The following is a 12,838-nucleotide window of genomic DNA, read 5'->3' on the forward strand; positions in this document are numbered from 1 at the left end:
GCGCGGGGACGAGTTCCGAAATGGTGGTGGCATGAGGTCCGTTCCTTCCGTGCGGCTCTCTGTCAGGGGCTGACACGTGCGCCGGCTCGGGCGGCACGCGGTGCGTTCCTCCTGCGCGGCAGGTAGACCAGCGCCTCCGTCGCCGCGAACCGGAGCACGAACGTGGTCAGCAGCGCCAGCGCGGTCGCGGGCAGCACCGCCATGTCCAGCCGGCCGACGAACAGGGCGATGAGCGGGATGCGCAGCAGCAGATCGGCGTTGGCGAGCAGTGCGAACCGGCAGACGCGGTCCGCCCAGTGCCGGTGATGGCGACGGCCGCGGAAGAGCAGCACCTCGATGAGGAGGAAGTTCCAGACCACCCCGAACTGGTTGGCCACGATCTCGGCCGGCAGGTAGTGCATGCCCGCAGCGGTCAGCAGGTGCAGTCCCAGCAGGTTCGGTACGAAGCCGGTGAGCCCGATCAGTCCGAACGCGATCATCCGCGCCACGGGCGACGCGGTGCGCAGCCCGACGAGGTGGCCGAGGAACCGCATCCCTTCCCGGGCCGTCGACTTGGACTCGCCGGCGAACCGGTCCTGGAAGACGAACGGCACCTCCGCGACCGTCTCGGGCCGGCAGCGCACTGCCAGCTCCAGCAGGATCTTGTAGCCGAGCGGCCGCAGGACGCCGGGGGTCACCACGCTGCGGCGGATGGCGAAGAAGCCGCTCATCGGGTCGCTGATGCCGCGCAGCCGCCCGGGGAACAGGCCCTTGGTCAGCCAGGTCGCGCCGCGGGAGACGGCGATGCGGTAGCCGCCGGCGAGACCTTCCCGGCTGCCGCCCCTGATGTACCGGCTGGCGACGACGAGGTCGGCCGACGCCCGCTCCCCCGCCGCCACCAACTCCGGTACGAGCGCGGGCGGATGCTGCAGGTCGGCGTCCATGACCACGATCCAGTCGGAACCCGCCTGCTTCATGCCCTCCACGACGGCGCCGCCGAGCCCGCCGGCCGGCTCGTCGCGGTGGAGTACGGAGACCGGGAAGGGGCAGTCCTGGGCGGCGGCGCGGATCACGTCGGGCGTGTCGTCGGTCGAGTCGTCGACGAAGACGACCTCGCAGGGCATCCGGGAGGGGACGGACTCGGTGAGCCGGCGGAGCAACGCGCGGATGTTTCCGGACTCGTTGAAGGTCGGGATCACGAGGGTGACGGCGCCTGGCTCGGGGACCTGGGCAGCACTCAGCTCCGGATCGCCGACTTCCTCGGCATCCGTACGGGGGGTGGTCACAATTGGCCTCCAGCGATCCGGCCGACTCGGCGGATCTCGATACGGTCCTCGCCCTCGCCGAACACGGCGACCGGCGTCGAATGCTCCAGAGCGGACTTCACGGTGGGCAGGTCGACCGCGTCACGTCGCACGGTCGGGGACGAGACGACGTAGTCGATGTCCCGCCAGCCGCCGGGCAGGGTCTTCGTGACGGCGGGGTCGAGGTCGGCCTTGTAGAACCAGATGGCGCCGGTGCCGGGCGTGAAGCCGTCGTGCACCAGGTCCAGCCACAGGGCGTCGTCGACGAGCACCCTCGTGCGGGCGGGGTCGTCCGCCTCGTCCTGGAGCCAGGCGGCCGCGGCACGGTAGGGGGCGTTGGCGTCGACGGTGAGGGCGGTGCGGTTGCCGTCGTACCAGCGGGGGGCGATGTACGCGGTGGCGGCCAGCGCGAGCAGGGTGGCCCCGCCGATGCGCGTGCCTCTCACGAGGCGGTCCGGCACGTTCCAGCCCCTCCGGGGCTGGAAACGCCCCCCGGGGCGGCGCAGCACCGCGTGGGCCACGCTGGCCGCGCCGCCTGCCAGGACCAGCGCGAGGAACGGCAGCGCCTGGATCACGTACATCGCCGGGAGGTAGCCCGACGGGCGCATCGCCACCGCCGCGAGGATCGCGACCGTCAGCGCGGGGCCCGCCAGCGCCCGCGCCGTCACCGACCAGCGCAGTGTGAGCAGCAGCAGGGCCGCGCCGGCCAGTCCGCCGAGCGGCAGGACCGTGTCGTAGTAGAGCCAGGACGTGAGGACCCCGTGCGAGCCCGAGCCCTCGTCGAGGATGAAGCCGGAGCCGGGCCGGCTCATCTGGTACGTGATCCCGCCGATCAGCGACACGTGGCCCGGGCCGGGGAACAGCTCGCTGTTGAGCAGCGCGTACAGCGGGTACGACAGGCCGATCAGCACGCACGCGGTGACCCCGCCGGTCACCGCGAACTTGCGGGTGTCGGGGTGGCTGTGCCGCCACATGCTCGCCAGCAGCCCGGGCAGCACCAGCAGCATCGTTTCTTTGGTGAGCACCGAGGTCGCCGCCGCGAGCCCCGCGGCGAAGTGGTGCCACAGGTGGCGGCTCGGGGACGCGGCCAGGCAGAACGCCAGGAGCATCCACATCACCGCGATGTTGTCGAGGAAGATCTCCCGCTGGAGGACGACCGACAGCGGCGAGAGGCCGAACAGCAGCATCGCGAGCCCCGCCGCCCAGCGCGGCAGGAAGAGCCGGCGTGCCAGCACGTACAGCAGCACCGCGCACACCGCGCTGACCACGAGCATCGCGAAGCGCATCGTGGCGACGGTCATCGACTCGGGTGCGATCAGCGACGGGATCCAGGTCAGGAACGCTATCTGGATCCAGCCGAGCGGCGGATGGTCGTACCAGTACGTGTAGTGGCCGAGCCCCTCGCCCTGCTGGACGGCCCACGCCTGGGCGAGGTAGGTGCCCTCGTCGTCGCTGAGCGCGGGGAAGCGGGTGATGTTCCAGCCCTGGACGACCATGATCACGCACAACAGGGCGGCGCAGAGCAGCAGATCGGGCCGCGAGCCGCGGAACCGTATCACGGGCCGGACGAAACCGGGCGCCGCCGGTGCGGTGCGCTGACCGGGCACGGTGACGGTGGCTTCCGGCGCCTCGGGCACGGAAGGCACGGTGGTCGTCACCGGCGGGCCTCCTCACGGGTCTCGGCCGGGCCGGTGAGGTGCGCGCCGACGTGGCGGGTCAGTTCCCACTCGTTGCGGCCGCGCTGCTCCCTCCAGACCGCGCGCACCGCGGCGCCGGCGAGGAGCATCTGGTAGAACGGGCCGCCGACGACGAGCTTGACGTAGTGGACGAGGCGGACGCGCAGGCCGTACTGCACCCCGAAGTCGTGCAGTCCGACGACCTCGAAGACGAACGTGACCATGGCCGTGATCAGCGGCAGGAAGGTGACGATGGCGATCCCGACGGGGACGTCGAGGAAGAGCGCGATGCCGACGTTCAGCGGGATGATCACTCCGGAGAACGCCTGGAAGAACGGCGTCATCAGGGTGTGGCGGGCGAGCATCCGCTGCCCGCGGCCCGGGAGCTGCTTCCAGTCCTTCTTGCGGTAGACCTGGAGGAAGCCCTGGTTCCAGCGGGTGCGCTGCTTGAGCAGGCTCATCAGCGTGCCGGGGGTCTCCTCGCGGGTGACCATGTCGCTGTCGTAGGCGACGACGACCTTCTTGCCGACGGACGACAGCCGTACGCCCAGGTCGCAGTCCTCGGCCAGGCACTCGGGGTCCCAGCCGCCGGCCTCGCGCAGCACGGTGGTGCGGACGAAGACGGTGTTGCCGCCGAGCGGGATGAAGCCCTTCAGGGCGTGCAGGTGGAGCCGGCTGCGGAACCAGAAGAAGTACTCCAGGCAGTTGCGCAGGCTGTACCAGCTGGAGTGGAAGTTGATCAGCTGCACCCCGCCCTGGACGACGTCCGCGCCGGTGGTGGTGAAGGCGTGGTCGACGTGTGCGAGGAGCTCCGGGTGCACCTGGTCCTCGGCGTCGAAGACCCCGACGATGTCGCCGCGGCAGTGCGGCAGCGCGGTGTTCAGCGCCTTCGGCTTGTTCTTCACCTCGTGGGTGTCGGTGACGACCCGTACCCGCACCGGGTCACGGTCGGCGGCCCGTTCGGCGACGGCGGTGGTCTGCGGGTCGTCGTGGCCGACGATGACGATGATCTCGAAGTTCGTGTGACTGGACTCCAGCAGCCGTTCGATGGTGTGCTCCAGCACCGCCTGCTCGTGGCGGGCGGGCAGGAGCAGTGAGAAGGACAGCCCGGCACGGCCGTCGGGCCGGTCGAAACGGGTCGACGCCAGCGTCTCCGGCGTGCGCCAGGCATGCATCTGCCACCAGAGCGTGAACGCCGCCATCCAGAACAGCGCAGCGGAAATGGCAACAACGAGCACCGATATGAGCACGAGCCCCCCTTGGCCCCCTGCGTCGCGGCAAAGGACCCCCTGGCCGTACGACGCACACAGAAAATCCCCGGCGTGCGTCAATTCCCCGTGCGCACGCGTCGGGTGGTCCGACTGGTCGTACGGACCATAGGGGCGGTACGTTTCATTCCGCTGGTCGCCCGATAAATGTGGCCGACGACGTCATATGTGGCCGACGATGTTCAGTGGGTGAGCTTTCGGCCCAATTCCGCCGCGTCTGTGGTGGGCGAGTCGCACACGAACGCGCGACAGACGTAGGCGGCCGCACTGCCATTCACCAGAGGACGGTCCCGCAGGAGCGGGAACTCCTCCCCGTCCGCCTCGCCCGCCGCCACGACCGCGCCCGGGGCCGTGGAGAGCAGCGCGACCCGGTGCAGCTCGCGGCGGTGAGGGTCGCCCTGCGCGCCCACGACCGCCACCTCGCGCGGCCCGTCCAGCAGCGCCTCCGCCACCGCGAGCCCCCATCCGATGAAGCGCGGCGCCCGGGGGCCCAGTGCCTTGACGACGCCCAACGCGCCTTCGGCGGCGGTGCGGTGGACCTCGGACCCGGTGTGGGCGGCGTACGACAACAGGGCTCCGGCCGCCGCGGACCAGCCGGAGGGAGCCGCGCTGTCGGTGGGGTCCTGGGGCCGGCGGATCAGCTGCTCGGCGTCGTGGGCGGTGTCGTAGAACGCCCCGCCCTCGCCCCTGAACCGGTCGATGACCATGTCCAGCAGGAACCCGGCGAACTCCAGCCAGGTCCCCTCCCCGGTGACCGCGGCGAGCGCGAGGAAGCCCTCGGCGACGTCGGCGTAGTCCTCCAGGACACCCGCGTTGGCGCCGGCGCGGCCGTCCTTGGACGTGCGGTGCATGCGTACGCCGCCGGCCGAGAAGTCCATGTGCAGCCGCACCAGCAGGTCGGCGGCCTCCGTGGCCCGCTCCACCAGGTCCGGGCGGTCGAAGTACGCGCCCGTCTCGGCGAGCGCGGCGATCGCGAGCCCGTTCCAGGCGGCCACCACCTTGTCGTCCCGGCCGGGCCGGGGCCGCTCCTCCCGTGCCGCGAGCAGCCGCGCCCGCAGCTCGGGACCGGCTTCGGCGCCGGGCAGCTGCAGCACGGAGGCGCCCTCCTCGAAGGTGCCCTCCTCGGTCACCCGGAACAGCCCGGCGGCCCGCTCGCCGTCCGCGTCGCCGAGCACCTCGCGCAGCTGCGCGGGCGTCCAGACGTAGAACGCGCCCTCGGCGTGCCCGCCGTCGGGCGTGTCGCTGTCCGCGTCGAGCGCGGAGGCGAAACCGCCCTCTGCCGTGCGCAGTTCGCGCACCATGAAGTCGGCGGTCTCCAGCGCGACGCGCCGCGCCAGGTCACTGCCGGTGGCTCGCCACAGGTGGGCGTAGACCCGGCAGAGCAGCGCGTTGTCGTAGAGCATCTTCTCGAAGTGGGGCACCACCCACTCGCGGTCCACCGAGTACCGGGCGAATCCGCCGCCGAGCTGGTCGTAGATCCCGCCGCGCGCCATCGCCTCGCAGGTGTCGGCCGCCATCTGCAGCGCCCCTTCGGCGCCGGTGCGGGCGTGGTGGCGCAGCAGGAACTCCACCGCCATCGACGGCGGGAACTTCGGGGCGCCGCCGAACCCGCCGTGCCGCTCGTCGTACTCCCGGGTCAGCCCGAGCAGCGCCTGGGCGAGCTCCTCCTCGCCGGGTACGCCCTGGCCGCCGTGGGCCAGCGAGCGCCCGGCGAGGTCGCGGGTGATCTTCTCCGCGACCTCGGTCACCTCGGCCCTCCGGTCCCGCCAGGCGTCGGTGACGCCCTCCAGCACCTGCTGGAAGGAGGGCATGCCGTGCCGGGGCTCGGGCGGGAAGTACGTACCGAAGTAGAACGGCTCCCCGTCCGGGGTCATGAACACGGTCATGGGCCAGCCGCCCTGCCCGGTCGCGGCCTGCACGGCCTCCATGTAGACGGCGTCGACGTCGGGCCGCTCCTCGCGGTCGACCTTCACGGACACGAAGTGCTCGTTCATCACGGCCGCCGTGGCATCGTCCTCGAACGACTCGTGCGCCATGACGTGGCACCAGTGGCAGCTCGAGTACCCGACGCTCAGCAGCACCGGCACCCCCCGCCTGCGCGCCTCGTCGAAGGCCTCGTCGGACCAGGGCCACCAGTCGACGGGGTTCTCGGCATGCTGGAGGAGGTAGGGGGAGGTGGCGTGCGCAAGTCGGTTGGCCATACCCCCATCCTGGCGCACGGGCCGGGGCGGTGCCCATGCGGCACGAGCGGGTTCGAGGGAACGGGCCGTGGCGGGCTGCTCACGCCGCGGAATCGGTGCGTCGCGGGACGTCGACCTGACGCGGCACACTCCCGCCGGCCTCGTGCGCGCGGCACACTTTCCGCATGACGACTCGGCGCGCGGCCGGTGGCCGCCCCTTCCCGTTACGCGACCCGGCCGCATGAACATCGAGACCGGCCTGGCCGTTGCCGCCATCGTGATCTCCGTCGTCGCGACCCGCATGGCGATGGTGCAGACCCGGATCGGCCACACGACCGCCGCGATCGCAGCGAACGAGGCCGCGCTCGCGGGGCTGCGCGAGCTGGAGCTGCACCTGCTGGACCGCAAGCTGCTGCCCTACTTCTACGAAGGCGCCGAGTGTCCGCCGGGGCACAAGGACCGGGACGCGGTGGCCACCCTGGCCGGGCTGCTCGCCGATGTCATGTGCACCGGCTTGCGTATGCACAACCGCCATGCCGGAGTCCTCTGAACCCCAGGGCCGTCCCGCCCGCCCCTCCCCATGCGCCTTCCCGCGCAGGACACTTGACGCCGCAACGAGTGGGTAGACGAACGAAATTGACGTACTTCTAGGGGGAACGGACATGCGCGACAGCCACCGGGCGGAAGCGGAGCGGCTGTTGGGCCGCGCCGTCGAGGAAGAGGTGCGGCGGACCGGGGGACGGACGGACGGCCCGGTCCTGCTCGCCCGCGGACAGGCCGCGCTGGACGGCATGGCCGCGAGCGCCGCAGAGGAGTACGCCGCGTACGAGCAGGCGCTCGCGGAGGCCGAGGCGGGGCAGCCGGCGCTCTCCGAGCGGTTCAGCAGGCGGAATCTGTCGACGCCCGCGCTGGTGACGGCGGTCGCGGCCGTCGCGGCGATCGGCGCGGACATCGCGCTGGGCACCGCGGCCGGCACGGCGCTCGGCGCGGGGGCCGTCGTCGCGGTCGCGGGGGCCGCGACCACGGTCGCCAAGGTCACCGCGTCGCACTGGCCGGCGGCGCACCGCAGGGCGGGCGCGGCGGGGCAACCGGGCGGCGTGGAGCAGCTGCGCCTGCAGTGGCTGACGGCGCTGGAGGTACGGGGCATCCGCCCGTTCCTGGACCAGCAGCGGATGCTGGCGTCCGCGGCGCGGCCGGCGAAGAAGGCCGCGGCGGCACCGCAGCTGCGCGGCGCCGACCGCAGCGCGGCGGCGCGCCGCCGGTCGGTGCTGGAGCAGTCGTTCGCTCATCTCCCCGAGTCCGGCGGGCCGTTCACGGGAAGGCGCGAGGAGCTGACGCAGATCGCCCAGTGGGTGCACGCGGCGCGCGCGGCGACGCAGACACGGCCGACGGTCGTCGTGCTGTACGGCGAGCCCGGCTCGGGGCGTACAACCCTGGCGGTGCGGGCGGCGCACCATCTCAAGGACCAGTTCCGGGGCGCGTGCGTGGTGGATCTGCGCGGCGAGAGCGGACGTCCGCTGTCCACGCGGGACGCGCTGCTGCACCTGCTGAACCGACTGGGCGCGCCGCGCGAGCAGCTGCTGTTCCGCGAGCGGTCCTCGCCTGAGCAGCAGGTGCGGCGGCTCGGCGAGCTGTACCACCAGCATCTGACGGGCCTGCCGGTGACCGTCGTCCTCGACGACGCGAGCGACGCCGAGCAGGTGCGGACGCTGCTGCCGGAGCGCTCGGACAGCCTGGTGCTGGTGACGGCGCGCCGTCCGTTGGAGCTGCCGGACGACGTTCCCGCCTGGATCCACCGGCTTCCGGTGGAGGCCCTGGACGCGGCGGGCGCCGACGAGTTGCTGCGGGCCGTCGCCGCGGAGCCCTCGGCCGCGCCGTACGACGCCCAGGCCGCCGACGCGGTCCGTGAGCTGTGCGGCGGGCTGCCGCTGGCGCTGCGGATCGCGGGCTCGTCCCTGGGCGAGCGCAGCCCGGACCGGCTGGCCGCGGACCTGGGGGCCTATGGGCCGGTGGACCCGGTGGAGCGTGCCCTGTGGCTGCGGTACACCGACCAGTCCGAGCAGGCACGACGGCTGCTGCGCCGCCTGGCGCTGGCCGGGCGCGCCTCGCTCGGGGCGGCGGCCGCGGCGGCGCTGCTCGGCGCGGACGAGCAGGAGGCGCAGCGGCTGCTCGCGACACTGGCGCGGGCGGGGCTCGTCGACCACGTACGGGCGAGCCGTTACCGGCTGCACGACGTCGTGCGGGCCTTCGCACGGGCCCGGCTGCTGGACGAGGAGGACGCGAAGGACCGCACGGCCGCGCAGGAGCGGCTGATCGGGAACTACGCGGACCTGGCCGGGGCGGTGATCCGCATGGTCGACGGGAAGATGTCGACCCGGGCCGGCCAGTTCGGCGCGCACGGCTTCGCGTCACTGGACGCGGCGCTGCGCTGGCTCGACGACGAGTCGAGCTTCATCACCTCCGCGCTGCGGCACGCCGAGGGCGTCGACCAGCAGGCCGTGCTCGGGCTGCTCGGGGCGCTGTGCGACTACTGCCTGCTGCGCGGCGACCTGTACCGACTGGGCGAGCTCACGGAACTGTCGCAGGCGGTGGACCAGGGGCTGCTGGAGCGTTCGGTGCGCTGGCGTACGGGTATCGCGGCCCGTCAGCTCGGCGAGCTGGACAAGGCGCGGACGACGCTGTCGTCCGTCGTCGGCCTGTACCGGGAGGCGCAGCACGACGCGGGCGCGGCACTCGCGCTGTGCTCGCTCGGCATCACGCTGCACCACCAGGGCAACCTGACGGAGGCGGCGGCGAGACTGCACGAGGCCATCGAGCTGCAGTCCTCGCCCGAGCAGGCCGAGGACCGCGCGTGGTCACTGCACGCCCTGGCCGCGGTGGAACGCGACCGGGCCAACCTGGCGGAGGCGCTGCGGCTGCTGGAGACCGCGCTGCGGCTGCACCGCGAGGGGGAGTCGCTGCACGGCGAGGCGTGGACGCAGTTCCAGCTGGGGCAGGTGTGCCTGCGGATGGGGGACGTCGCGGACGCAGAGGCGGCGCTGCGCACGGCGCTCGACCTGTACGGCCGCACCCGCGACGACCGCGGCGAGGCGTGGGCGCTGACCCAGCTGGCGCGGGCCCGGCTGGTGGACGGCGATCCGGGCGCGGCGGTGGACGAGCTGCGTGCGGCGCTGTCCCGTCACCGGGAGAACGAGGACGCCCGCGGCGAGGCGTGGACCCTGTACTACCTGGGCCAGGCCCTGGAGGAACGCGGCGACCGGGACGAGGCGGTGCGCGAGCTGGAGCGGTCGCGGACGATGTTCTCGCGGATGCGGGACGTGTACGGGCTGGCCTGCGCGCGCCACCACTCGGGCCGCGTCACGCGCGACCAGCGGGCGGCGCAGACGGGCAACCTGCGCAACTCGGGATTCGCCCGGCAGCTGCTGATGGACGCTCGCGCGGACTTCGCCCGCATCAAGGTCGCCCACGGCGAGGCGTGGACGTGCCTGGAGCTGGCCCTGATCGACGCGGGGAACAACCGGGCCCCGCAGGCGCTGGCACTGTGCGACGAGGCGGCGGAGCTGTTCGCGTCCTACGAGGACCGTCGCGGCGGGGACTGGGCGGCGTTCCTGCGCTGCACGCTGCTGCCGTACGCGTCCCCGGGCGGGACGGAGGTCGGCACGGTGGTGGCGCAGGAGGAACTGGCCGAACTGATGGCGTCCCCGCACGCCTTCAGGGACGCGAAGCTGGAGGACTGCGCGGAGGCGCTGACGGTGATGCTGGACCGCGGCATCCGCCTGGAGGACGGCTGGCAGGCCTGGCATCTGGGCCTGGTCCCGACCCGCCACGCGCGGGAGGTGATGGGCGTCCCCCTGGACGCCCGCAAGTGAGTCGTTGCCCGGCCCGTCCGGCATGGGCTCACCCCAGCCCGTCCGGCGCTTGAGGACACGCCCGCAGGGCGTGCCGCGCCCAGCGGCGGGAAGCCGCCGACGAAGCAGCAGGGGCCCCGCCCGGCGAACGAGCACCGCGCCCGTCCCGGGCAACGACGAGGCCCGGCCCGGCTCCCGCGGGGCCGGGCGCGGGCCGTCAGGCCGAGTCGCCCGCCGGCTTACGCGACGCGGGCTCCCGCGTCGGCTCCGGCTCCTCCTCGAAGTTCACGCGGCCCATGTGCCGGTTCATCGACTTCATCAGGGCCCACACACCGACCGCCAGGGCCGCGAACACGAGAAAGCCCAGGACACCGGGGGTGACCTTGTTCTCGTCGAGCTCCTTGGCGAGGGTGGCGACGTGCGTCAGGGCGAGGTTTGCGCTTGCGCTCATGTCAGGCATTGTCCCGGATGCCCGCGAAGAGGTCGTCCTCGGGGAGGGAGGTATCGACGAGCGACTTCGCCAGCTCGTACTCCTCCGTCGGCCAGACCTCCTTCTGGATCTCCATCGGCACGCGGAACCAGCCGCCGTCCGGATCGATCTGCGTCGCGTGCGCGATCAGCGCCTTGTCGCGGACCTCGAAGAATTCGGCGCACGGCACGTACGTGGTCAGCGTGCGCTCGGCGCGCTGGAACTCCTTCCAGCGCTCCAGCCACTCCCCGTACGGGGACTCCAGGCCGCGCGCGAGGAGCGCCTCGTGCAGGGCGACCGTGCGCGGGCGGTTGAAGCCCTGGTTGTAGTAGAGCTTCTGCGGCTGGTACGCCGGTCCGTACTCGGACTCGGGGAACGTCTCGGTGTCCGCCGCGCCGTCGAAGGCCACCATCGTGATCTTGTGGGTCATGATGTGGTCGGGGTGCGGGTAACCGCCGTTCTCGTCGTACGTCGTGATGACCTGCGGACGGAACGCACGGATCTTGCGCACCAGCTCCCCCGCGGCCTTGTCGACGTCCTCCAGCGCGAAGCAGCCCTCGGGCAGCGGCGGCAGCGGGTCGCCCTCCGGCAGGCCGGAGTCGACGAAGCCGAGCCACTCCTGCTTGACGCCGAGGATCTCCCGGGCCTCGTCCATCTCCTTCTTGCGGACCTCGTGGATGTGCTCCTCGATGTAGGCGTCGCCCTGGAGCTTGGGGTTGAGGATGGAGCCGCGCTCGCCTCCCGTGCAGGTCACGACCAGCACGTCCACCCCCTCGGACACATACTTGGCCATCGTGGCCGCGCCCTTGCTCGACTCGTCGTCGGGGTGGGCGTGCACGGCCATCAGTCGAAGCTGCTCAGTCAAGACTCGATCCTCATGATTCGTCGCGTCGTGCGGCTTCTATAGTGACCGAATCGGCGGACGGAAAATTCCTGTGCCACCGGCACTCGAGAGGAACGATCATGGCGGCTGTACGCGAGGAGCTACCGCAGGGGCGTTACGGCCGCTCCGCGGACGAGCGCGCGGACCGCAGGCTGCGCATGACCGGCGCCGTGCTCGGCGCGGGGCTGCTCGCGATGGTCGGCTGGTTCGGCTACGACTACATCGCCGGCCAGAAGATCAGCGCCGAGGTGATCAAGTTCGATGTCGTCGAGGGCGCGAACGAGGTCCAGGTGCACCTGGAGGTGCGCAAGGACAAGGACGCCACCGGCACCTGCACCCTGCGCTCGCTCTCGGAGGCCGGCGGCGAGGTCGGCCGCCTGGACGTGCGGATCGGCCGTACGGGCGAGAGCAGGATCGACCAGGTCGTGAAGATCCGTACGACCGAGCAGGCGACGAGCGCCGAGCTGGTGGGCTGCCGCGCCGCCTGACCGCGCGGTTCCACCGGGCGGGTCACTCGTTTGACCAGGGCCTTTTCCTCCTGATCGGTTTTGTCCTCCCCCTTTCGCCCCGGAATTGTTAGGCTCGTGGTTTCGCCCACTCGGGACGGACAATCCTTCTGAGTAGGGCGATGCTTTGTATCCCAGTACCTACGAGGAGCACCTGTGACCCAGACCAGCGACAACGTCACCTGGCTCACCCAGGAGGCGTACAACCAGCTCAAGGCCGAGCTGGAGTACCTGTCTGGTCCCGCGCGCACGGAGATCGCCAAGAAGATCGAGGCGGCCCGTGAGGAGGGCGACCTGCGGGAGAACGGCGGGTACCACGCGGCCAAGGAGGAGCAGGGCAAGCAGGAGCTCCGTGTGCGCCAGCTGACCCAGCTCCTGGACAACGCGAAGGTCGGCGAGGCCCCCGCGGACGACGGCATCGTCGAGCCCGGCATGGTCGTCACGATCGCCTTCGACGGCGACGAGGACGACACCCTGACCTTCCTGATGGCGTCGCGGGAGTACGCGAGCTCGGACATCGAGACCTACTCGCCGCAGTCGCCGCTGGGCGTCGGTGTGAACGGCAAGAAGGTCGGCGACGAGGCCGAGTACGAGCTGCCGAACGGCAAGAAGGCCATGGTGAAGATCCTCGAGGCCAAGCCGTACACCGGCTGATCCCCCCGCATCGCACGGCGAAGGGGCCGGACCGCGCCAGGCGCGGTCCGGCCCCTTCCCGCTGTCCGGCC

Annotated in this window: 10 protein-coding genes; 4 read left to right on the top strand and 6 right to left on the bottom strand. The window is 72.0% G+C overall.

Annotated features, from left to right (window positions below; translation table 11 throughout):
- Nucleotides 1-62 precede the first annotated feature (62 nt).
- The 4 genes from QFZ82_RS15510 to QFZ82_RS15525 all read right to left on the bottom strand — a co-directional run bounded on the left by QFZ82_RS15510 (nt 63) and on the right by QFZ82_RS15525 (nt 6,428).
- Nucleotides 63-1,265, bottom strand: a complete 1,203-nt coding sequence (locus QFZ82_RS15510) for a glycosyltransferase family 2 protein (RefSeq protein WP_307713745.1) — start codon at nt 1,263-1,265, stop codon at nt 63-65.
- Entirely contained in the window at nt 1,262-2,941 is a 1,680-nt protein-coding gene (locus QFZ82_RS15515) for an ArnT family glycosyltransferase (protein WP_373429287.1), read from the bottom strand. Before QFZ82_RS15515 ends, QFZ82_RS15510 begins: the two co-directional genes overlap by 4 nt.
- Entirely contained in the window at nt 2,938-4,209 is a 1,272-nt protein-coding gene (locus QFZ82_RS15520) for a glycosyltransferase (protein WP_307713746.1), read from the bottom strand. Before QFZ82_RS15520 ends, QFZ82_RS15515 begins: the two co-directional genes overlap by 4 nt.
- 200 nt (nt 4,210-4,409) lie before the next feature.
- The gene (locus QFZ82_RS15525) at nt 4,410-6,428 is read right to left on the bottom strand and encodes a thioredoxin domain-containing protein (RefSeq protein ID WP_307713747.1); all 2,019 of its coding nucleotides are present in this window, start codon (nt 6,426-6,428) and stop codon (nt 4,410-4,412) included.
- Nucleotides 6,429-6,648: 220 nt separating this feature from the next.
- Between QFZ82_RS15525 and QFZ82_RS15530 the strand changes: the two genes are divergently transcribed.
- Nucleotides 6,649-6,957: a hypothetical protein gene (locus tag QFZ82_RS15530; protein ID WP_307713748.1), complete on the top strand. Its 309-nt coding sequence runs from the start codon at nt 6,649-6,651 to the stop codon at nt 6,955-6,957.
- Nucleotides 6,958-7,069: 112 nt separating this feature from the next.
- Nucleotides 7,070-10,276, top strand: coding sequence for a tetratricopeptide repeat protein (locus tag QFZ82_RS15535; protein ID WP_307713749.1), 3,207 nt, complete (start codon nt 7,070-7,072; stop codon nt 10,274-10,276).
- Nucleotides 10,277-10,472: 196 nt separating this feature from the next.
- Here the strand turns inward: QFZ82_RS15535 and QFZ82_RS15540 are convergent, their stop codons facing one another.
- Both QFZ82_RS15540 and mca read right to left on the bottom strand, forming a co-directional pair.
- The gene (locus tag QFZ82_RS15540) at nt 10,473-10,715 is read right to left on the bottom strand and encodes a hypothetical protein (protein WP_307713750.1); all 243 of its coding nucleotides are present in this window, start codon (nt 10,713-10,715) and stop codon (nt 10,473-10,475) included.
- The gene (gene mca / locus QFZ82_RS15545; RefSeq protein ID WP_307713751.1) at nt 10,708-11,589 is read right to left on the bottom strand and encodes a mycothiol conjugate amidase Mca; all 882 of its coding nucleotides are present in this window, start codon (nt 11,587-11,589) and stop codon (nt 10,708-10,710) included. Before mca ends, QFZ82_RS15540 begins: the two co-directional genes overlap by 8 nt.
- Nucleotides 11,590-11,687: 98 nt before the next feature.
- On the opposite strand from mca, the gene QFZ82_RS15550 reads away from it, so the two are divergent.
- A complete protein-coding gene (locus QFZ82_RS15550; protein ID WP_177152128.1) occupies nt 11,688-12,095 on the top strand; it encodes a DUF4307 domain-containing protein in 408 nt (135 codons plus the stop codon).
- A 174-nt stretch (nt 12,096-12,269) separates the two neighbouring features.
- On the top strand, nt 12,270-12,767 hold the full coding sequence (greA, locus tag QFZ82_RS15555; protein WP_177152127.1) for a transcription elongation factor GreA: 498 nt from the start codon (nt 12,270-12,272) through the stop codon (nt 12,765-12,767).
- Nucleotides 12,768-12,838: the final 71 nt, after the last annotated feature.

The sequence above is a fragment of the Streptomyces sp. V4I23 genome, from assembly GCF_030817975.1.
Taxonomy (GTDB): Bacteria; Actinomycetota; Actinomycetes; order Streptomycetales; family Streptomycetaceae; genus Streptomyces.